Source organism: Gemmiger qucibialis (assembly GCF_027689445.1).
Classification (GTDB): domain Bacteria; phylum Bacillota; class Clostridia; order Oscillospirales; family Ruminococcaceae; genus Gemmiger; species Gemmiger qucibialis.
Genome location: NZ_JAQFEN010000002.1, coordinates 418,471 through 438,699 on the forward strand (window position 1 = coordinate 418,471; position 20,229 = coordinate 438,699).

Annotated in this window: 19 protein-coding genes and 1 riboswitch; of the genes, 15 read left to right on the top strand and 4 right to left on the bottom strand. The window is 55.7% G+C overall.

Annotated features, from left to right (window positions below):
- Window positions 1-226 precede the first annotated feature (226 nt).
- Complete coding sequence (locus PG062_RS05745; RefSeq protein WP_270751552.1) at window positions 227-742, top strand: transporter; 516 nt, start codon at window positions 227-229, stop codon at window positions 740-742.
- A 122-nt stretch (window positions 743-864) separates the two neighbouring features.
- Here the strand turns inward: PG062_RS05745 and PG062_RS05750 are convergent, their stop codons facing one another.
- Entirely contained in the window at window positions 865-2,532 is a 1,668-nt protein-coding gene (locus PG062_RS05750) for a formate--tetrahydrofolate ligase (protein ID WP_270751553.1), read from the bottom strand.
- Between the two features lie 53 nt (window positions 2,533-2,585).
- Window positions 2,586-2,676, bottom strand: a riboswitch (ZMP/ZTP riboswitch).
- A 476-nt stretch (window positions 2,677-3,152) separates the two neighbouring features.
- A complete protein-coding gene (locus PG062_RS05755; protein ID WP_113998904.1) occupies window positions 3,153-4,499 on the bottom strand; it encodes a butyryl-CoA:acetate CoA-transferase in 1,347 nt (448 codons plus the stop codon).
- Between the two features lie 569 nt (window positions 4,500-5,068).
- On the opposite strand from PG062_RS05755, the gene coaD reads away from it, so the two are divergent.
- The 8 genes from coaD to PG062_RS05795 all read left to right on the top strand — a co-directional run bounded on the left by coaD (window position 5,069) and on the right by PG062_RS05795 (window position 13,596).
- Window positions 5,069-5,557 carry a pantetheine-phosphate adenylyltransferase gene (gene coaD, locus PG062_RS05760; RefSeq protein ID WP_113998903.1) on the top strand — a complete coding sequence of 163 codons (489 nt, stop codon included), beginning with the start codon at window positions 5,069-5,071 and terminating at the stop codon, window positions 5,555-5,557.
- Between the two features lie 100 nt (window positions 5,558-5,657).
- Window positions 5,658-6,872, top strand: coding sequence for a thiolase family protein (locus PG062_RS05765; RefSeq protein ID WP_113998902.1), 1,215 nt, complete (start codon window positions 5,658-5,660; stop codon window positions 6,870-6,872).
- Between the two features lie 18 nt (window positions 6,873-6,890).
- Window positions 6,891-7,676 (top strand): enoyl-CoA hydratase-related protein, encoded by a 786-nt coding sequence (locus PG062_RS05770; protein ID WP_113998901.1) that lies wholly within the window; start codon window positions 6,891-6,893, stop codon window positions 7,674-7,676.
- Between the two features lie 183 nt (window positions 7,677-7,859).
- Window positions 7,860-8,732, top strand: a complete 873-nt coding sequence (locus tag PG062_RS05775; protein WP_113998900.1) for a 3-hydroxyacyl-CoA dehydrogenase family protein — start codon at window positions 7,860-7,862, stop codon at window positions 8,730-8,732.
- Between the two features lie 132 nt (window positions 8,733-8,864).
- The gene (locus PG062_RS05780) at window positions 8,865-10,034 is read left to right on the top strand and encodes an acyl-CoA dehydrogenase family protein (protein ID WP_270751554.1); all 1,170 of its coding nucleotides are present in this window, start codon (window positions 8,865-8,867) and stop codon (window positions 10,032-10,034) included.
- Between the two features lie 16 nt (window positions 10,035-10,050).
- Entirely contained in the window at window positions 10,051-10,836 is a 786-nt protein-coding gene (gene acrB, locus PG062_RS05785; RefSeq protein WP_270751555.1) for an acryloyl-CoA reductase electron transfer subunit gamma, read from the top strand.
- 17 nt (window positions 10,837-10,853) lie between these two features.
- Window positions 10,854-11,954, top strand: a complete 1,101-nt coding sequence (gene acrA / locus PG062_RS05790) for an acryloyl-CoA reductase electron transfer subunit beta (RefSeq protein ID WP_113998897.1) — start codon at window positions 10,854-10,856, stop codon at window positions 11,952-11,954.
- Between the two features lie 271 nt (window positions 11,955-12,225).
- Window positions 12,226-13,596 (top strand): NCS2 family permease, encoded by a 1,371-nt coding sequence (locus PG062_RS05795; protein WP_270751656.1) that lies wholly within the window; start codon window positions 12,226-12,228, stop codon window positions 13,594-13,596.
- Between the two features lie 210 nt (window positions 13,597-13,806).
- Here PG062_RS05795 and PG062_RS05800 read toward each other — a convergent pair whose 3' ends face one another.
- Together PG062_RS05800 and PG062_RS05805 are read right to left on the bottom strand one after the other, a co-directional pair.
- Window positions 13,807-14,520 carry a hypothetical protein gene (locus tag PG062_RS05800; protein ID WP_270751556.1) on the bottom strand — a complete coding sequence of 238 codons (714 nt, stop codon included), beginning with the start codon at window positions 14,518-14,520 and terminating at the stop codon, window positions 13,807-13,809.
- A gap of 117 nt (window positions 14,521-14,637) precedes the next feature.
- The gene (locus PG062_RS05805; protein WP_158538786.1) at window positions 14,638-15,198 is read right to left on the bottom strand and encodes a 5-formyltetrahydrofolate cyclo-ligase; all 561 of its coding nucleotides are present in this window, start codon (window positions 15,196-15,198) and stop codon (window positions 14,638-14,640) included.
- A 241-nt stretch (window positions 15,199-15,439) separates the two neighbouring features.
- Here PG062_RS05805 and rfbC point away from each other — a divergent pair, with 241 nt between their 5' ends.
- Genes rfbC through PG062_RS05835 form a run of 6 tightly spaced genes read left to right on the top strand, consistent with a single transcriptional unit; the run spans window position 15,440 to window position 20,169 of the window.
- Entirely contained in the window at window positions 15,440-16,006 is a 567-nt protein-coding gene (gene rfbC / locus PG062_RS05810; protein WP_270751558.1) for a dTDP-4-dehydrorhamnose 3,5-epimerase, read from the top strand.
- A 15-nt stretch (window positions 16,007-16,021) separates the two neighbouring features.
- The gene (locus PG062_RS05815; protein WP_113998892.1) at window positions 16,022-16,819 is read left to right on the top strand and encodes an ABC transporter permease; all 798 of its coding nucleotides are present in this window, start codon (window positions 16,022-16,024) and stop codon (window positions 16,817-16,819) included.
- Window positions 16,820-16,831: 12 nt separating this feature from the next.
- On the top strand, window positions 16,832-17,614 hold the full coding sequence (locus tag PG062_RS05820) for an ABC transporter ATP-binding protein (protein ID WP_113998891.1): 783 nt from the start codon (window positions 16,832-16,834) through the stop codon (window positions 17,612-17,614).
- A gap of 5 nt (window positions 17,615-17,619) precedes the next feature.
- Complete coding sequence (locus PG062_RS05825) at window positions 17,620-19,506, top strand: glycosyltransferase family 2 protein (RefSeq protein WP_270751560.1); 1,887 nt, start codon at window positions 17,620-17,622, stop codon at window positions 19,504-19,506.
- A gap of 21 nt (window positions 19,507-19,527) precedes the next feature.
- The gene (locus tag PG062_RS05830; RefSeq protein WP_113998889.1) at window positions 19,528-19,776 is read left to right on the top strand and encodes a fatty acid kinase subunit FakA-related protein; all 249 of its coding nucleotides are present in this window, start codon (window positions 19,528-19,530) and stop codon (window positions 19,774-19,776) included.
- 51 nt (window positions 19,777-19,827) lie between these two features.
- Window positions 19,828-20,169: a transposase gene (locus tag PG062_RS05835; RefSeq protein WP_270751561.1), complete on the top strand. Its 342-nt coding sequence runs from the start codon at window positions 19,828-19,830 to the stop codon at window positions 20,167-20,169.
- Window positions 20,170-20,229: the final 60 nt, after the last annotated feature.

Consider the following 20,229-nt stretch of genomic DNA (forward strand, 5'->3'; position numbering starts at 1 on the left):
GCGGGAATTGTGCGGTGTTGCCTAAAAATAAACAGCAGACAAAAAAGCGCCTGCCGCACGTTGCTGTGCGGCGGGCGTTTTGCATAACACCTGATATAAAATTTTATGCAGTACGCGGCAGCGGTTATCTGCTATAATACAAGCAACAAGCAAAACAGGTGTATCGGAAAACAGAGAAACGGGCTGTATTTTCAGCTTTTAAGATACACCCCAAGGGAGTAGAAACATGAATACAAACAACAAACACCCCCATTTTTCCCGCACGGTGCTGCATAACGGGGAAGAACGTGTAAAACGCATCTTTCGTGACCAGCTGGCCGAGTTGGCCGGCCTGCTGGAAGTGGGCATTTCGCTGCTGGTTGTGGTGGCGTTGATGCTGGCGGTGGTGCCGCTGATCAAAATGCTGCCCGGCCTGCTGGTGGATACCAATGAAGTGGAAATCAGCCTGTTTTTGCAGCGCGCGCTGGATATCGTCATCGGCATCGAGTTCATCAAGATGCTTGCCAAGCACAGCCCCGGCAGTGCGCTGGAAGTGCTGCTGTATGCCATTGCCCGCCATATGATCGTTGGGCATGAATCGGCAGTGGAAAACTTTATCAGCGTGGCATCCATTGCGCTCATCTTCTTTGTGCGCAAGTTCCTGTTTGTTCCGGCGTTTGGTGCAACCATGCCCGGCGGCCGCAAGGCACCGGATATTGAGGAGATGGAAAAACAGGATACGGCAGGGGAGAGCGAAAAATAAGCCACTGCGCTGTAAAAACAAAAATCAGCCAAAACAAAAGCTCCGCAGCTGGGCATTTGCCTTTGCTGCGGAGCTTTTTGGCATATTATGTAAATTTAAGCTGTTTCAGGGATAAAACGCCATCAGAACAACCCGGTAATGCGGCCTTCTGCGTCCACATCAATATCCATGGCGGCGGGGTGCTTGGGAAGGCCGGGCATCGTCATAATGCTGCCGCAGATGACGACCACAAACCCAGCACCGGCGGAAAGGCGCACTTCGCGTACATTCATTTTAAAGCCGGTGGGGGCGCCGGTCAGCTTGGCGTTATCGCTGAAAGAATACTGCGTTTTGGCAATGCAGACAGGCAGCTCGCCGTAGCCCATGGCGGCCAGGTCGTCCAGCATCTTCTTGGCGGCGGGAGTGTAGGTCACGCCGTCAGCACGGTAGATTTTTTTGGCAACTGCTTCGATCTTCTCCGGCAGAGAAGCGCCCAGGTCGTAGGTGTACTGGATGGGCTGGGGGGCTTCCGGCATGATGGAAAGAACGGTCTCGGCCAGGGCTTTGCCGCCCTCGCCGCCCTTGGCGAACACTTCGGACAGGGCGCACTTGACGCCCGCCTTGGCGCATACTTCCTCGATTACGGCCATCTCTTCCGGCGTGTCGGTGGGGAAAGCGTTGATGGCAACGCAGACGGGCAGGCCAAAGCCGTTCTTGATGTTGTCAATGTGGCGCTCCAGGTTGGCCGCGCCCTTGCGGACGGCCTCCACGCTAGGCTTGTTCAAATCCGGCTTGGCAACGCCGCCGTGGGATTTCAGCGCACGGACGGTGGCAACCAGAACCACCGCAGAGGGGTGCAGGTCCGCCATGCGGCACTTGATATCCAGGAACTTTTCAGCGCCCAGGTCGGCACCAAAGCCTGCTTCAGTCACAACGTAATCGGCCAGCTTCAGGCTCAGTTTGGTGGCAGTCACGCTGTTGCAGCCGTGGGCAATGTTGGCAAAGGGACCGCCGTGGATGATGGCGGGGTTGTTTTCCAGCGTCTGGACCAGGTTGGGGTCAATGGCATCTTTCAGCAAAGCCGCCATAGCGCCTGCTGCGCCGATCTGCCCCGCAGTGACCGGCTGGCCATCGTAAGTATAAGCACACACAATGCGGCTCAGGCGGTCTTTCAGGTCGGCCAGGTCGGTGGCCAGGCAGAAGATCGCCATGACCTCGCTGGCAACGGTGATGTCAAAGCCGTCCTCACGCGGGGTGCCGTTCACCTTGCCGCCCAGGCCGTCCACAATAAAGCGCAGCTGGCGGTCATTCATGTCCATGCAGCGCTTCCAGGCGATGCGGCGGGGGTCAATGTTCAGCGGGTTGCCCTGCTGGATGGAGTTGTCGATCATGGCAGCCAACAAGTTGTTTGCGGTGCCAATGGCGTGAATATCGCCGGTAAAGTGCAGGTTGATATCTTCCATGGGCACAACCTGGGCGTAACCGCCGCCCGCAGCGCCGCCCTTTACACCGAACACGGGCCCAAGGGAGGGCTCACGCAGGCAGAGCATCGTCTTTTTACCCATGGCGTTCAGGGCGTCCGCCAGGCCAACACTGGTGGTGGTTTTGCCCTCGCCAGCAGGGGTGGGGCTGATGGCGGTCATCAGGATCAGCTTGCCGTCTGGGCGGTCACTGTGGATCAGCTTGTGGTTGATCTTGGCTTTGTAACGGCCATAAGGAATCAGGTCCTCGTCCGTAAGGCCCAGTTTTTCAGCTACTTTGGCAATGGGCAGCATTTTGGCTGCCTGTGCAATTACAATGTCGCTCAGCATGTGGCATTCCTCCGTTTACAAAAAATAAAGGGCTGCGTACACTATACATCAGTGTATGCAGCCCAGACGGTCGGCTTAATGCAGGGAATAGCCCGCTTCCCCGGTGGTCATGCCCACCAGATTCCGTCAGTCAGCGGCCCTGCGTTATTGTTACTGTATCACACCGGCACACAGTTTGTCAAGCCAATTTTTGGCGGATACAAAAGGGTAGAAAAAAGCCGCCCGTGCTATACCCAGGCGGCAGAAAAAGGGGGGTTGCCAATGTGGACAGATTCAGAGTACATATCCGAGCCAATTCCGGTGTTTCTGCGTTCGTTAGTGACACAGAATGCTGGGAATTGGAAGCGGAAGAAGCCGATTAGTTCCTAGGCAAGCGGAGCGTCACTGTTCACGCGGCGGCACCCCATCCTCTTCTTTGTATTGTACCACAGAGCTTACCACTCTGTCAATATTTTATCGCCGAAAGGCAAGAAAGGAAGTATCTTACGTTCACTTCTACTGCTATCGTTACCGCCGCCCGTTCTGTCAACACTAACCGCACCCGTGGGGATGATGACAAGAAGTTTGCAACCAACGTTGCCCGCTTCAAGGCCGTCAAGAACAGAATAAAAAACAACGGATCAGCGCTTGCTGCTCTTGCGCCACAGGCCCATCTTTTCGGCGTCGGCAATCAGCTGCTCACGGAAATCTGGGTGGGCAATGTTGATCAGGGCTTCGGCACGCTCCCAGGCGGTCAGGCCCTTCAGGCGGGCAACGCCGTACTCGGTCACCAGATAATCGGTGTTGGCGCGGGTATCGGTCACAACACTGCCGGGGTGCAGCGTGGGACGGATGCGGCTTTCGTTTTGGCCGGTCTTTTTGTTAAAGAAGGTGGAGGACAGGCAGATGAAGCTCTTGCCACCCTTGGAAAGATAGGCACCCAGCACAAAGTCCAGCTGGCCGCCTGCACCGGAAATGGCACGGGTGCCGCTGCTTTCGGCGTTCACCTGGCCATACAGGTCAACGTCAATGGCGTTGTTGATGGAGATAAAGTTATCCAGGCTGCTGATCACCCGCACATCGTTGGTGTAATCAACGGGTACAGACATACACTCCGGATTGTTATCCAGGTAGTCGTACATCTTTTGGGTGCCGGCACCGAACGCATAGACCTGGCGGCCGTTGTCAATGTTCTTACAGCGGCCGGTAATGCGGCCAGCCTTTGCCATATCTACAAAAGAGTCCACATACATCTCGGTATGTACGCCCAAATCTTTCAGGTCGCTCTCGGCAATCATGGCGCCGATGGCGTTGGGCATGCCGCCGATGCCAAGCTGCAGGCAGGCGCCGTTGGGGATGCGGTCCACCACCAGGCGGGCAACAGCCTGGTCAACTTCGGTGGGGGCACCGCCGCCGCCCAGCTGGTCGATCGGCGGGTTGTCACCCTCGATAATGCCGTCAACCTGGGAAATGTGCAGGCAGTTGTCGTAGCCGCCCAGGCAGACCGGCATGTTCTTGTTCACTTCCACAAACACCTTGTCGGCCTTGCGGGCAGCATCGGCCAGATGGCTGGCGCAGGGGCCGAGGTTGAAGTAGCCGTGGCTATCCATGGGGGCAACCACAAACACCGCAATGTTCAGCGGGTCGGGGCTTTCGCGGTAGTAGCGCGGCAGCTCGGAGTAGCGCAGGGGAGAATAGTAAGCGTAACCGGCGGCAACGGCCTTGCGCTCAATGCCGCCCATATGCCAGCTGTTCCAGCAGAAGTGCTCTGCCTGATTTTCGATCTTGAAAATTTCCGGCACATGGCACAGGATGCCGCCGCGGAATTTAATCCCGTGCAGCTCCGGCAGGCGCTTGGCCAAAGCAGCGTCAAAGCTGACAGGGGTGCCGATGGCCCAGCCGTAATCGACCCAATCGTCATCCTTGACCAAAGCGGCAACGCGGTCGGCCGTTGTCAGTTTCTGTGCATAAACAGTGTTAAAATCCATTTCTACAAACAGCTCCTTTGTTCATTCCGCAAAAACTGCTTATGTAATCTTTGCGGATTTGCTTACCTATTTATATAATGTTTATGGGGCGGTACGCTGCTCTGGCGGTACGCACAGTGCGGATGCCTGAAAATCAGCCGCCCGGTGGCGTGGCGCGCTGCCCGCAGCGGGGGAGCCCCGCCGGAAGAATGGCGGCACAGCACCACAACCATTGATATTATTTTAACATTATATTGACGCTTGTCAACCAATAAAGTTCATTTTTTGCCCCCAAAACGTGCAAATCGGGTGGATTTTGTACATTCCACTGAAACAGCCCAGAAACTTTTGTCGGATTTTTAACAGATAAGCCATTGACAAAAGCTTAACAAAAGTGTAAAACTATAAGTGTGAGCCAAACGGATCCCTGAAATAGGAGCCGGAGTTCACTTGCAGCACCAGGCAGGCGGTACGGTCTGCGGCGGGGGTTAAGGCCCGCCCATTAAACGCGCGGCGCGCATGGTGCTTTTATTTCCGTCCAGGACTGTTAGATTTTTAACAGCTTTGGCACTGCAGAGGAACTAAAGATTATGCCCATTGCAATGTATCCCGGCAGCTTTGACCCCGTTACACGCGGCCACCTGGATATTATCAAACGCAGTTCCCGCATGTTTGATACCCTGATCGTTGCCGTGCTAAACAACAGCGCCAAAACCCCGTTGTTTACCGTGAAGGAAAGGGAAGAGATGCTGCGGGAATGCTGCAAGGATATCCCCAATGTCAAGGTGATGAGCTTTGACGGCCTGACAGTCAACTTTGCCCAACAGCAGCACGCCACCGTAATGGTGCGGGGGCTGCGCGCCGTAACGGATTTTGAAAACGAGATCCAGCTGGCGCACACCAATCACGCGCTCTACCCGGGGATCGAAACCGTGTTTCTGTCAACGTCCCTGAAATGGAGCTACCTTTCCTCCACCATTGTGCGGGAGGCTGCCCATTACAACCACGATGTTTCCAAGTTCGTTACCCCCAATGTGGAAGCTGCCCTGAAGAAAAAAATCCGTGAGGGTAAAGTTTGACCCCCCGAAAACGTGCTTTGTCGGGTCGCTAAGGCCTGTAAAGATACAAAGGATTCCCAACCGTCTAAATAAGATTCATATTTTTAGGAGGCTGTTTCTTATGAAGAAAATCGTTATCGCATCCGCATGCCGTACTGCTATCGGCAAGTTCGGCGGCACCCTGGCCAATGTTCCTGCTGTAGAGCTGGGCTCCATTGTCATCAAGGAAGCCCTGAACCGCGCCAATGTCAAGCCGGAGCAGGTTGACCACGTTTACATGGGCTGTGTTATCCAGGCTGGTCTGGGCCAGAACGTTGCACGCCAGGCTTCTCTGAAAGCCGGCCTGCCCATCGAGACCCCCGCTGTCACCGTCAACGTTGTCTGCGGCTCTGGCCTGAACTGTGTGAACATGGCTGCCCAGATGATCGAAGCAGGCGATGCTGACATCGTTGTTGCAGGTGGTATGGAAAACATGGATATGGCTCCGTTCGCTATGATGAAGGGCCGTTACGGCTACCGCATGGGCTACCCCATGGGCAAGAGCGAGCTGGTGGACACCATGGTCAACGATGCTCTGTGGGATGCAACCGGCTGCAACATGCACATGGGCATGACCGCCGAGAATGTCTGCACCAACGAAACCTACCAGAAGAAGTACGGCTACAGCCCCATCACCCGTGAGATGCTGGATGAGTTCTCTTACCATTCTCAGGAGAAGGCAGCCAAGGCTATCGCTGATGGCGCTTTCAAGGATGAGATCGTTCCCGTTGTCATCAAGGGCAAGAAGGGTGACACCGTGTTTGATACCGATGAAGGCCCCCGCATGAGCTCCATGGAAGTTCTGGGCAAGCTGAAGCCCTGCTTCAAGAAGGATGGTATCGTTACCGCTGCAAACTCCTCCGCCATCAACGATGGCGCAGCTGCTCTGGTTATCATGAGCGAAGAAAAGGCCAAGGAGCTGGGTGTTGAGCCTCTGGCTACCTGGGTTGCCGGTGCACTGGCTGGTGTTGAGCCGGAAGTCATGGGTCTGGGCCCCATCGCCGCAACCAAGAAGGTTATGGCAAAGACCGGCCTGACTGTTGATGATATGGACCTCATCGAAGCCAACGAAGCATTCGCTGCACAGTCTGTTGCAGTCGGCCAGGCTCTGCACTTTGACCAGGCAAAGCTGAACGTCAACGGCGGCGCCATTGCTCTGGGCCATCCCGTTGGCGCTTCCGGCGCTCGTATCCTTGTCACTCTGCTGTACGCCATGAAGCATCGCGGCGCACACAAGGGCCTGGCTACCCTGTGCATCGGCGGCGGCATGGGCTGCGCCACCATCGTGGAAATGTAATTTACGGAGGAATTGACAATGTCCTTTGTTACGACTGAAATTCAGGGCGCTGTTGCGATCGTCACCATTGACCGTCCCAAAGCCCTGAATGCACTGAATCCCGAAGTTCTGGCTGACCTGAAGGCCGCTTTTGAAGCCATCGACCAGAACACCGTGCGCTGCGTTGTTCTGACCGGTGCAGGCGACAAGAGCTTTGTTGCCGGTGCTGATATCGGCTCCATGTCCACCATGACCAAGGCAGAAGGCGAGGCCTTCGGTAAGCTGGGCAATGATGTGTTCCTGGAGATCGAAAGCTTCCCGCTGCCCGTTATCGCAGCTGTCAACGGCTTTGCCCTTGGCGGCGGCAATGAGCTGGCCATGAGCTGCGATATCCGCATCTGCTCCGATAACGCCGTCTTCGGCCAGCCCGAAGTTGGCCTGGGCATCACCCCTGGCTTCGGCGGCACCCAGCGTCTGGCCCGCCTGGTTGGCATGGGCATGGCAAAGCAGCTGGTTTACTCTGCCCTGAACATCAAGGCAGACGAAGCCCTGCGTATCGGCCTGGTCAACGCTGTTTACCCGCAGGCTGAATTGATGGAGAATGTGATGAAGCTGGCAAATAAGATTGCCAAGAATGCTCCCATCGCAGTCCGCCACTGCAAGAAGGCCATCAACGAGGGCATCTCCAAGCCCATCAACGAGGCTGTTGCGGTTGAAGAAAAACTGTTTGGCGATTGCTTCGAAACCCACGACCAGGTGGAAGGCATGCAGTGCTTCCTGAGCCGTGAAAAGCCGAAACCCAAGGCAGTGTTTACCAACAACTGATTTTGAAAGAAAAATGAATAAAGAATAATGAATAATGGTGGTGGATCACAGCGCTGCGCGCTGTTCAAAAAGGGCGGGCGCTGTGGCTGCACCAAAGTTCCTTATTAAAATCGTGCCGCTTGCGGCACACCTTCATTCTTCCTTTTTCTCTATTCATTATTATTTTTAACAGGAGGCACAACTATGAAAGTTGGCGTTATTGGCGCTGGCACTATGGGCCAGGGTATTGCTAAGGCATTTGCACAGACTGAGGGCTTCACTGTTGCCCTGTGTGATATCAAGCAGGAATGGGCCGATAAAGGCAAGGATAAGATCGCAGCTGGCTATGCAAAGCTGGTTGCCAAGGGCAAGCTGGATCAGGCTGAAGTTGACCGCCGTATGGCTGCCATCACCGCTGGCCTGAAAGAAGATCTGTGCGCTGACTGCGACCTGATCGTTGAGGCTGCTTTTGAGGATATGAAGGTCAAGCAGACCACCTTTGGCGAGCTGGACAAGATCTGCAAGCCGGAGTGCGTCTTTGCTTCCAACACCTCTTCTCTGTCCATCACTGAGATCGGCAAGGGCCTGACCCGTCCCCTGGTTGGTATGCACTTCTTCAACCCCGCTGACCGTATGAAGCTCATCGAGGTTATTGCAGGCGTGAACACCCCCGCCGAGACTGTTGAGACCATCAAAAAGATCAGCGTTGAGATCGGCAAGACCCCCGTTCAGGTCAACGAGGCTGCTGGCTTTGTTGTCAACCGCATCCTGATCCCCATGATCAACGAAGCTGCTTTCATCAAGATGGAAGGCGTTTCTGACATTGCCGGCATCGACACCGCTATGAAGTTGGGTGCCAACCATCCGATGGGCCCCCTGGAGTTGGGTGACTTCATTGGCCTGGATATCTGCCTGGCCATCATGGACGTTCTGTACAAGGAGACCGGCGACAGCAAGTACCGCGCCTGCCCGCTCATCCGTAAGATGGTTCGCGGCGGCAACCTGGGCTGCAAGACCGGCAAGGGCTTCTACGTTTACAACGCAGACCGCACCAAGACCGCTGTTGATGCCCTGTAAAATTTGAAACAATCTCTCCTGACGGAGTGCAAAATCTCCGTCAGGATTGATTTGTTCAGTCGCCTGTAAACCTGCCCTTGCGGCTTTGGCTGCGGGGCAGCAGGCGCACTGTTAGATAAGGAGGATACCGTTATGGATTTTACTCTGTCCAAGCAGCAGGCTATGGTACAGAAAATGTACAAAGAATTTGCTGAGAACGAAGTCAAACCCCTTGCCAAAAAGGTTGACGCGGAGGAATATTTCCCCAAAGAGACCGTTGAAAAGATGGCAAAGCTGGGCATGATGGGCATTTACTTCCCCAAAGAGGTCGGCGGCGCAGGCGGCGATGTGCTCTCCTACGTGATGGCTGTTGAGGAAATGAGCAAGGTTTGCGGCACCACAGGTGTTATCCTGTCCGCCCATACCTCCCTGTGTGCTGCTCCTATCTATGAGAACGGCACTGCAGACCAGAAGGCAAAGTACCTGCCCAAGCTGTGCAGCGGCGAATGGCTGGGTGCTTTCGGCCTGACTGAGCCCGGCGCCGGCACCGATGCACAGGGCCAGCAGACCTTTGCTGTGGATGAGGGCGACCATTGGAAGCTGAACGGCTCCAAGATCTTCATCACCAACGCTGGCTATGCTGATGTCTTCATTATCATTGCTGTTACCGGTTTTGTGACCGACAAGCGCGGCCGCAAGCAGAAGGAAATCTCCGCGTTCATCGTGGAGCGCACCGACCCCGGCTTCAAGGTCGGCAAGCCCGAAGATAAGATGGGCATTCGTGGTTCTTCCACCTGCGAGCTGATCATGGAAGACTGCATCATCCCCAAGGATCGTCTGCTCGGCGTTAAGGGCAAGGGCTTCCAGCTGGCTATGGCTACCCTGGATGGCGGTCGTATCGGCATTGCCGCACAGGCTCTGGGCATCGCAGAGGGCGCAATCGACGAGACTGTTGCCTATGTCAAGGAGCGCAAGCAGTTTGGCCGTTCCATCGCTCAGTTCCAGAACACCCAGTTCGAGCTGGCTGAGATGAAAGCCCGCGTTGACGCTGCCAAGTACCTGGTTTACAAGGCTGGCCTGAAAAAGCAGCAGGCCATGAACGGCGCTAAGGTCCGTTACAGCGTTGAGGCTGCCGAGGCTAAGCTGATTGCAGCCCGCACCGCCAGCGATGTTACCCGCCGCTGCCTGCAGCTGTTCGGCGGTTACGGCTACACCCGTGACTACCCCATCGAGCGCATGATGCGCGATGCCAAGATCACCGAGATCTACGAAGGCACCAGCGAAGTGCAGATGATGGTCATCTCCGGCGCGCTGCTGAAGTAAGGAGGCAAGACGTACAATGAAAGCTATTGTTTGTGTCAAACAGGTTCCCGATACACAGGGCAAGGTTGCTGTCAAGGCTGACGGCACCATGGACCGTGCTGCGATGGCAACCATCACCAACCCCGACGACCTGAACGCCGTTGAGGCTGCCCTGCAGCTGAAAGATGAGACCGGCTGCGAAGTTGTTGTTGTTACCATGGGCCCGCCGCCGGCAGAAGGCATGCTTCGTGAGCTGATCGCCCGCGGTGCTGACCGCGGCGTGCTGGTATCTGCCCGTGAGTTCGGCGGTTCCGATACCTTTGCAACTTCCCAGATCCTGGCAGCTGCCGTTAACAAGATCGGCGTTGGCCCGGAGGATATCGTTTTCTGCGGCCGTCAGGCTATCGACGGCGACACTGCACAGGTTGGCCCGCAGATTGCTGAAAAGCTGCACCTGCCCCAGGTCACCTATGTTACCGATATCAAGAAGGACGGCAACTCCCTGATCGTCAAGCGCCAGCTTGAAGATGGCTACATGGAGCTGAAGGTGAACACCCCCTGCCTGCTGACCTGCATCAAGGAGCTGAACACCCCGCGTTACATGAGTGTTTCCGGCATTTTTGAGTGCTATGACAAGCCCGTTGAAGTGTTCGACTACAATGCTCTGAAGGATGATCCCCTCATTGAGACCGACACCATCGGCCTGAAGGGCTCCCCGACGAACGTTTACAAGTCTTTTGCTCCCCCGGTCAAGGGCGCCGGCATGATGGTTGAGGGTGCTGCCCAGCTGGTTGGCATCCTGAACGACAAGCACCTGATTTGAGAGAGGAGAGAAGTACAATGGCTGAATTCAATGCAATGGACACCGCCGCCTTCAAGGGCGTGTGGGTATTCTGCGAACAGCGCGAAGGCCAGGTACAGGCCATCAGCTATCAGCTGCTGAGTGAAGGCCGCAAGCTGGCCAACGACCTTGGCGTTGAGCTGTGCGGCGTTGTGATGGGCAGCGAGGTCAACGAGGACTACCTCAAGGCTCTCGGCGGCTACGGCGCAGACCGCGTTTACTATATCGACAGCCCCCTGCTGAAGGACTACACCACCGATGGCTATGCCAAGGTTCTGTGTGACCTCATCATGGAGAAAAAGCCGGAAATTATGCTGATTGGCGCTACCAACCTGGGCCGTGACCTTGGCCCCCGCTGCGCAGCCCGCCTGCACACCGGCCTGACTGCTGACTGCACCCACTTGGATGTGGATGTCGCCAAGTATAAGGACTTCCTGCGCACCACCTCCACCATTGATGTGGACAACACCAAGTTTGAAGAGAACACCAACCTGAAGATGACCCGTCCCGCATTCGGCGGCCACCTGATGGCCACCATCATCTGCCCGCGCTTCCGCCCGCAGATGTCCACCGTGCGCCCCGGCGTTATGCAGACCCAGCCGTTCGACGAAGCTGGTGCTGCCAAGGTTGTTGTTGAGAAGGTTACCCCCGCTCTGACTGCTGACGATATCCATGTTGAAATCCTGGACATCAAGAAGAGCGCTAAGAAGCTGGTTGACCTGATCGGTGCTGATGTGGTTGTTTCCGTTGGCCGTGGTATCAGCTCTGACCCCGAAAAGGGCATTGCCCTGGCCGAAGAGCTGGCTGGTGCCCTGGGCGGCGTTGTCGGTGCTTCCCGTGCCGTTACCGATGAAGGCTGGCTGTCTGCTGACCATCAGGTTGGCCAGACCGGCAAGACCGTGCATCCCCGCATCTATGTTGCTCTGGGCATCTCCGGTGCCATCCAGCACGTTGCCGGCATGCAGGATTCCGAGACCATCATCGCCATCAACAAGAATGAGAATGCCCCCATCTTCGGCATTGCTTCCTATGGCATCGTTGGCGACCTGTACAAGGTCGTTCCCGAACTGATCAAGGAGATCAAAGCCGCCAAGGCATAATTTCTGCTGCTCATTTAAGGGCCGTACCCGCAGGGGTGCGGCCCTTTTTGCTGCCCGGCGGCAGGGCGGGGAAGAGCGGCAGATGAATGTTTTGACGCAGAATTGCAATTATTTTCACAAATACCGTTTACAAATGCAAAGGAATAGGCAAGAATAAAAATGTTGCGTCGTTTGCGGAAACCTGCGGCGCGGCGGGCATGTCTGCTAAAAAATCCCGCTGTGCGGGCGCTTTTGGTGTGCCCCGGAAATAACGTTTTTAAAACGGAGGTACATCATGGAAAAATTCTTCCACCTGAAAGAAAACCACACGGATGTAAAAACCGAAGTCATGGCCGGTATCACGACCTTTATGACGATGGCTTACATTCTTGCGGTCAACCCCAACATTCTGTTTGCAGCCGGTATGGATGCAAAGGCAGTTCTGATCGCCACTTCTCTGGCAGCATTTGTCGGCACCATGCTCATGGCGTTCCTGGCAAACTACCCCTTTGCACTGGCACCCGGCATGGGCCTGAACGCCTACTTTGCCTACACCGTTGTGCTCTCCATGGGCTACAGCTGGCAGATGGCTCTGCTGGCCGTCTTTGTTGAAGGCATCGTCTTCATCGTGCTGTCCCTGACCAATGTGCGCGAGGCCATCTTCAACGCCATCCCCCTGACGCTGAAATCCGCTGTCAGCGTGGGCATTGGCCTGTTTGTTGCCTTTGTCGGCCTGCAGAACGCCAAGCTCATCGTCAACAGCGATTCCACCCTGCTGACCTACCAGCACTTCAAGGGCGAAACCTTCCACAGCGTTGGCATCGGTGCTCTGCTGACTCTGGTCGGCGTGCTGCTGATCGCCGTTATGCTCATCAAGAACGTCAAGGGCGCTATCCTGTACGGCATTATCCTGACCTGGGTGCTGGGCATCATCTGCGAACTGACCGGCATCTATGTGCCGGATGCAGAAGCTGGCATGTACTCTGTCATCCCCACCGCATTCGTCAGCTTTGACTTCAGCTACCTGGGCAATACCTTCGGCCAGGTGTTCAACCTGGATTTCACCAACTTTAATATTGGCAACTTCATCGTTGTTATGTTCGCTTTCCTCTTTGTCGACCTGTTCGATACCCTGGGCACCCTGATTGGTGTTGCTTCCAAGGCTGATATGCTGGACGAAGAGGGCAAGTTGCCCCGCATCAAGGGCGCCCTGCTGGCTGACGCTATCGCAACCAGCGCCGGTGCTGTGCTGGGTACTTCCACCACCACCACCTATGTTGAAAGTGCTTCCGGCGTTACCGAGGGCGGCCGCACCGGTCTGACCGCAGCTACCACCGCTGTGCTGTTCCTGCTGGCCAGCATTTTCAGCCCCCTGTTCCTGACCATCCCTTCCTTTGCAACTGCTCCGGCCCTGATCGTTGTTGGTTTCTACATGATGGGCGCTGTTGCCAAGATCAACTTTGACGATATGACTGATGCCATCCCGGCTTTCCTGACCATCCTGGTCATGCCGCTGGCTTACAGCATCTCCGAGGGCATTGCAATCGGCGTTGTTTCCTGGACGCTGATTAACCTGCTGTCCGGTAAGGCTAAGGAAAAGAAGATCACCCCGCTGATGTATGTTCTGACCGTGCTGTTCATCCTAAAGTACATCTTCCTGTAATTATAAGGCAATACCGCATAATTCTAAGTGCCGATACGGCGAGCGAGGTGCGGCAGATGCCGTGCCGCAGCTGCCGGAGCGGTGCTTAAGCCGCAAGGCGGGAATTGTGCGGTGTTGCCATAAGTTACAGCATTGCCAATAAAATGCGCCTGTGCTTGCTTTGAGCACAGGCGCATTTTTTATGCAAATTTTTGAAAGAGCGGTAAAAAATCAGCCAACAACCGCGGGGGTAGCCAGCAGTTCATCCGGAAGTTCGCCGTAATCTTCAGCGGATTCCTTGCTCATATTGTAACCAAAAGTCACACCAAGGGCGTTGGCGGCATCCGTCATCAGGGCGTCTACATCCACCAGTTCGCTGTCAGCCATAACGAACAGAACCTTGTCGTCAAAAGTGGCAACGCTGGCCTTGTCGGCCGCCACGCAGACCCACTTGTGCATGTCAATGCCGTCCAGCATGGCTTCGGCAATCTCATCACCATTGGCTTTGTCTTTCAGGCGCACCAGTACCATGCAGTAAGCCTGGCTGCCGACACCTGGCTCGCTGGTTACAGCGGCATCTACCTTGGTGATCTGCTCTTCATTCAGGCCGGTCTGGTAGGGGTACCACTCGGCGTTGGTCAGGTCCACGGCGGTCGTTTCCACCATCATCAGGTCAACCGGGTGTGCGGCATAGATCTGGTCCACAATGCCGCTCAGCTCGGCATCCGGTTCCGGCTGGAGCGCAGCACTGCTGTCCTCCGGGTCAACACCGAAACCGGGATCGATCTCCATGTCCGGGTCCGGCTTGGTAGCCGGGGCGTTCAGGATGTCATCCGGGATGGCCGTTGGCTCCGGCGCTGTGGAGGAAGACGCGCCGGAATTTCCGCACGCAGCAAAGCTGGCAGCCAGCAGGGCAGCAGCCAGAAATAATGTCAGCTTTTTCATAAAAAATCTCCTTTATCTTGCGCGGCCCTGTATGATGCAGGGCTGCGTAGGTTGTGTTGTTGGAATGCGCAGCGGGAGCAAGCAGGGGGGCAGGGTGCGGCAAATGCCCCACTGTTTTTATTTTACCCCATTTTCCGTCAATATTTCACCGGGGGTAAAGGGAACATCCCATTCGTCCGTGGGCAGCGCGGGAAAGACCAGTGCCTCCGGGCAGAGCAAAAGCTTGGGGCCGGTCTGCCCAAAGCGGGTAAGGAACCGGTCATAATACCCGGCTCCGCGGCCAAGGCGCACCCCCTGCTTGTCCACAGCAAGGCAGGGAATCAAGGCCAGTGCGCCCGGCTCCAATGCGGCGATGGTGCGGCCGCCGCAGGGCTCCAGAATCCCGTACCGCCCCGGCTGCAGGTCGTTCAGGCTGGTGATTTCCACAAGCTCCATCCGCCCGTCATTGCCCGGCAGGCAGCGCGGCACGCACAGGCGCTTGCCGCTGACCAGGGCCTGCTGCAAAATAGCGGTGGTGTCCGGTTCGTCCCGCATGGAAACAAAGCAGAACACCGTGCCCGCCTGCCGCCATGCCGGCAGGGCAAACAGTTGCTGGGTCATGGCAGCGCCGATGGCGTGCAGGTCCAGATTTTTGCGCAGTGCCTTGGCCTGCGCGCGTGCCTCAGTTTTTGTCATCATGTTCACCTCGCATCCATTGTAGCATAAATTTGCGGGATAGGGGAGGGCCGGCCGCAATGTCATTTTCTGTTTTACGGTGCCCTCTTACCCAAATAAACGGATTTTTCCGCCCGTTTGTTACAGCAAGGCGGCCATTTATTCAGGAAGTCTTGCGCAAAAACCGGAAACAGAATATAATGTATCTGTATTATTATGTTATTCTACGGGCAAAGCCCGAACGATAAAAGGAGAATATGAAAAAATGGGTAAGTTTAATTTTATTGAAACCGAAATCCCCGGCGTTGTTGTGATCGAACCGACCGTGTTTGGCGATGACCGCGGTTATTTTATGGAGACTTATCAGATCGACGATTTCGCCGCCGCCGGGATTGACAAGCCCTTTGTACAGGATAACCAGAGCCGCTCCACTAAGGGCGTGCTGCGCGGCCTGCATTTCCAGAAGAACCATACCCAGGGCAAGCTGGTGCGTGTGACCATGGGCGAAGTGTACGACGTTGCCGTGGACTGCCGCCCCAACAGCAAAACCTTTGGCAAGTGGGTGGGTGTGAACCTTTCCGCCGAGAACAAAAAGATGTTCTATATCCCGGAAGGCTTTGCCCATGGCTTTCTGGTGCTGTCTGATGTGGCGGAATTCTGCTATAAGTGTACCGACGTATATGATCCGACCGCAGAGGGCGGCATCCCCTATGATGACCCGACCGTCAACGTTCAGTGGCCGGACTGCGGCTGCGAGCATAAGACCAGCGCCAAGGACAAAGAACACACGCCCTTTGCCGAGCAGAAGTTTGAATACTTTGAAAAATACTGATTCAGGGGAACCGATGTGCAGAATTTAAAAAACTCGTTTGCAAGTTTCTGGAAATACCGCTACCTGCTGCAAAACCTCATCACGCGGGATTTTAAGCTCAAGTACCGCCGCAGCGTGCTGGGCGTTGCCTGGAGCGTGCTCAACCCGCTGCTGACCTGCCTTGTCATGTGGGCTGTGTTCGGCGCGCTGTTCAACCAGCGCGGGGATGGCATTGAGGATTTCCCGCTGTTTTTGATCATTGGCCAGTTGATGTTCAACTTCTTCCGCGAATCCACCAGCATGGCGATGGAAAGCGTGCTGAAAAACGGCCCGCTGCTGCGCAAAGTCTATATCCCCAAGTACATTTTTCCACTGGAAAAATGCTGCTTTGCGCTGGTCAACTTCTTTTTCAGCCTGGTGGCGCTCTTCTTTGTAGCGCTGGTTACCTGGTCCCATATTTCGCTGCGCACGGTGCTGCTGGCGGTGTATCCCATTGTTATGCTGTTCGTTTTCAGCCTGGGCGTTGGGCTGATCCTGTCCACGATGTATGTCTTTGTGCGCGATATCATGCACATCTGGGAGGTCTTCTGCACCCTGTTGGTATACGGCAGTGCCATTTTCTATGACCCCAGTCAGATGGCATCCTGGATGCAGGCTGTCATCAACCTGAACCCCATCTACTGGTACATCACGGCGGTGCGTTCCTGCGTGATGTGGGGCACCGGCCTGACCCTGAACATGGTGCTGATTCCTTTCCTGTGTTCTGCGCTCAGTCTGGGGATCGGTGTATATGTATTCAAAAAGAACCAGGACAAATTTGTCCTGTATATGTAAGGGGGCTGCAAGATGAGCGAACAAAAGCAACAGCCCATTATTTCCATCGACCATGTTTCGATGCGTTTTAACCTGGCAAAAGAAAAGCACGAAAGCCTGAAAGAATATTTTGTGGCCCTTTTGCACGGCGGTGTGCGATTTGATGAATTCTTCGCCCTTTCGGATGTTAGCTTTGACATTATGCCGGGGGATTTTTACGGCTTGATCGGCCTGAACGGCTCCGGCAAAAGTACGCTGCTGAAAGTGATTTCCGGCGTCTACAAACCCAGCGCCGGTAAAGTGACGGTGAACGGCACCATTGCGCCGCTGATCGAACTGGGTGCCGGTTTTGACATGGATTTGACCGCGCGGGAAAACATCTACCTGAACGGCACGGTCCTGGGCTATACCCCCAAGTATATTGATTCCAAGTTTGACGATATTGTGGAGTTCAGCGAGCTGCAGGAATTTTTGGATGTGCCGCTGAAAAACTATTCCTCCGGCATGGTGGCGCGCCTGGCCTTTGCCGTGGCAACCATGACCAAGCCGGATATCCTGATTGCGGATGAGATCCTTTCGGTCGGTGATTTCCTGTTCCAGGAAAAGTGTGAGAAACGCATGGCGGAGTTGCTTTCCGGCGGCACGACCGTGATTCTGGTCAGCCATTCCATTGAGCAGATTGAGCGCATGTGCAATAAGGTGGCCTGGCTGGACCACGGCCACCTGCGCCGCCTTGGCCCCACCAAAGAGGTGACGGCGGAATACCGCAAGTTTGAAAAGAAGGACGCCATGAAGGCGGACAAAGTGGAGGGATAAGGCGCATGGCACAGGACACGAACCAGAACCGCCCGGCGGATGTGGCCCAGGCGGACAGTGTGGGCGGCATGGCCAAACGCCTGCTGAACCCCGCCCATTTGTCAGACCTTGCCCGCCGCAGCGCCGCCACCCTGAAAGAGCAGGGTGCCGAGCAGCTGTGGCGCGATGTGACCTTCCGCGTGGGGCTGGCGTTCCACCATGATTCCTGGCAGCACCGGGCAGACCTGCCCCTGCGCCGGGAGCTGAAAGCCCAGCGCGCCGAGTACGCAGACGGCAAGCCGGGACCGGTGGTAAGCGTTGTAGTGCCACTGTACAACACGCCGGAAAAGTTCTTTGGCCAGATGCTGGCCAGCGTGCAAAAGCAGACCTACCCCCACTGGCAGCTGGTGCTGGTGGATGCTTCGGACGCAGCCCATGCCGCGTTCAGCACCCATGCCAGCAAGGCCGCGGCAAAGGATCCGCGCATCCTGTATAAGAAAGTGGAAAACGGCGGCATTGCGGCCAACACCACGGCAGGCTTTGCGCTGGCAACGGGAACGTATATCGCCCTGCTGGACCATGACGATGTGCTGTACCCCAACGCGCTGTATGAGAGCGTGAAAACCCTGCAAAGCCAGGGAGCCGAGCTGGTGTACAGCGATGAGATCGTGCTTTCGGCGGATTTGAAACAGCTGGGCGGCTACCACTTTAAGCCGGACTTTGCGCCGGACTATCTGCGCGGGGTCAACTTCATCACCCATCTGGCGGTGTTCTCCCGCGCATTGCTGGACCGTGCCGGTGCATATGAATCCAGTGAGTACGATGGTGCACAGGACCATGACCTGATGCTGCGCCTGACCGAACAGACCACGCGGGATAAAATTGCCCATATCAAAAAGGTGCTCTATATCTGGCGCGGCCATGCGGGTTCCACCGCGGCGGGCATGGAGGCGAAGCCCTATGCTCTGGCGGCCGGTGTGCGCGCGATTGATGCCCAGCTCAAGCGGCTGAACCTGCCCGGCAAAGCCATGCAGGTGGAGGACGCGCCCGGTGCGTTCCAGGTGCGGTACGAGCTGACCGGCCACCCGCTGGTCAGCGTTATGATCCCCAACAAAGACCATATTGACGATTTGGACCGCTGCCTGAAAAGCCTGTACGCCAACGCAGGCTATGATAACTTTGAAGTCCTGGTCATTGAAAATAACTCTGAACAGCAGGAAACATTCGCCTACTACAAAACCATGCCGGAGCGTTACCCCAACAGCCGGGTGGTGACCTATGTGGGGCCGTTTAACTTTTCTGCCGTCAACAACCTTGGTGCGCGCTTTGCCAAGGGCGAGCATCTGCTGCTGCTGAACAACGATATCGAGGTACTCAGCCATGATTTTCTGCGGGAGCTGCTGAGCTATTCCCAGCGGCCGGATGTGGGTGCTGTGGGCGCAAAGCTCTATTACCCGGATGATACCATCCAGCATGCGGGCGTGATTATGGGCATCAACGGCAGTGCAGGCCACAGCCACAAGAGCTACCCGCGCAAGGCTGTGGGCGATTTGTACCGCCTTGTCACCACGCAGGACTATATGGCCGTGACGGGTGCCTGCCTGATGACCAAAACGGAGCTGTACCGCGCGGCGGGCGGCCTGGACGAAGCCAAATTTGCCGTGGCCTATAACGATGTGGATTACTGCCTGAAGCTGTGGCAGAAGGGCCTGCTGAATGTGTATACCCCCCGTGCCGAAGCCTACCATTACGAGAGCAAGAGCCGCGGTCTGGACACCACCCCGGAAAACGCCGCCCGCTATGCCCGCGAAAAGGCAAACTTTTACACGAAGTATCAAGAATATATTGATCATTATGACCCGTACTATAACCCGCATTTCAACAACCTGTTTGAAAACTTTGGGCTGAAATAAGGCGGGGCAGAGGTTAAAACTATGGTAAATAAGTTTGATACCCAGTTTTTGATCGAAGGCAGCAACCTGGACGAGGATGACATCCGCGCCGGGATTATGGCCAGCGCCGAGGGCGACTGCCTGATCGTGGTGGGGGATGAGGAAGTGGTGAAAGTACATTACCACACCGATACTCCCTGGAAGGTGCTGGAATACGCCGCCAGCCAAGGCGATTTGCACAAGATCATTGTAGAAAACATGGAGCGCCAAGCAAACGGGCTGGATGGGTAAAGTATATCAGGATTTTTATGTTTGGTGAACGGCATGCCGTATCATACAAGAGTGCCAAACCGTTTGCAGGGATATGATTACAGCCAAAATGGTGCATATTTCATAACCTTCTGTACGCAGGGCAGAGTGCATTTATTTTGGAAAGAACCCACCCGATTGCGGCAGAATTCCCAGGCCGTAGGGGCGTGCAATGCGCGCCCGTCACCTTGCCCGGAACCCTCTGCGATAGGGAATGTGGTTGAACAGGCTGTTTTGCAAATCCCTGATAAATATCCGACGGTGCATCTGGAAAAATACGCGGTCATGCCCAACCATGTGCATTTGCTGCTTTTGATCCAGGGCGACGGGCGCGCAATGCGCGCCCCTACGGTTTCCAACATCGTCCAACAATGAAAGAGCAGCGTAACCAAACACCTCCATCACCCCATCTGGCAAAAATCCTTCCATGACCAC

Bases quoted from the DNA above. Each gene is read 5' to 3' on its own strand.
- PG062_RS05755 (WP_113998904.1), bottom strand. From the start codon at position 4,499: ATGGATTTTAACACTGTTTATGCACAGAAACTGACAACGGCCGACCGC.
- rfbC (WP_270751558.1), top strand. From the start codon at position 15,440: ATGGGTAAGTTTAATTTTATTGAAACCGAAATCCCCGGCGTTGTTGTG.
- PG062_RS05830 (WP_113998889.1), top strand. From the start codon at position 19,528: ATGGTAAATAAGTTTGATACCCAGTTTTTGATCGAAGGCAGCAACCTG.
- PG062_RS05750 (WP_270751553.1), bottom strand. From the start codon at position 2,532: ATGCTGAGCGACATTGTAATTGCACAGGCAGCCAAAATGCTGCCCATT.
- PG062_RS05825 (WP_270751560.1), top strand. From the start codon at position 17,620: ATGGCACAGGACACGAACCAGAACCGCCCGGCGGATGTGGCCCAGGCG.
- PG062_RS05775 (WP_113998900.1), top strand. From the start codon at position 7,860: ATGAAAGTTGGCGTTATTGGCGCTGGCACTATGGGCCAGGGTATTGCT.
- PG062_RS05820 (WP_113998891.1), top strand. From the start codon at position 16,832: ATGAGCGAACAAAAGCAACAGCCCATTATTTCCATCGACCATGTTTCG.
- PG062_RS05800 (WP_270751556.1), bottom strand. From the start codon at position 14,520: ATGAAAAAGCTGACATTATTTCTGGCTGCTGCCCTGCTGGCTGCCAGC.
- PG062_RS05745 (WP_270751552.1), top strand. From the start codon at position 227: ATGAATACAAACAACAAACACCCCCATTTTTCCCGCACGGTGCTGCAT.
- PG062_RS05765 (WP_113998902.1), top strand. From the start codon at position 5,658: ATGAAGAAAATCGTTATCGCATCCGCATGCCGTACTGCTATCGGCAAG.
- acrA (WP_113998897.1), top strand. From the start codon at position 10,854: ATGGCTGAATTCAATGCAATGGACACCGCCGCCTTCAAGGGCGTGTGG.
- acrB (WP_270751555.1), top strand. From the start codon at position 10,051: ATGAAAGCTATTGTTTGTGTCAAACAGGTTCCCGATACACAGGGCAAG.
- coaD (WP_113998903.1), top strand. From the start codon at position 5,069: ATGCCCATTGCAATGTATCCCGGCAGCTTTGACCCCGTTACACGCGGC.
- PG062_RS05780 (WP_270751554.1), top strand. From the start codon at position 8,865: ATGGATTTTACTCTGTCCAAGCAGCAGGCTATGGTACAGAAAATGTAC.
- PG062_RS05805 (WP_158538786.1), bottom strand. From the start codon at position 15,198: ATGATGACAAAAACTGAGGCACGCGCGCAGGCCAAGGCACTGCGCAAA.
- PG062_RS05770 (WP_113998901.1), top strand. From the start codon at position 6,891: ATGTCCTTTGTTACGACTGAAATTCAGGGCGCTGTTGCGATCGTCACC.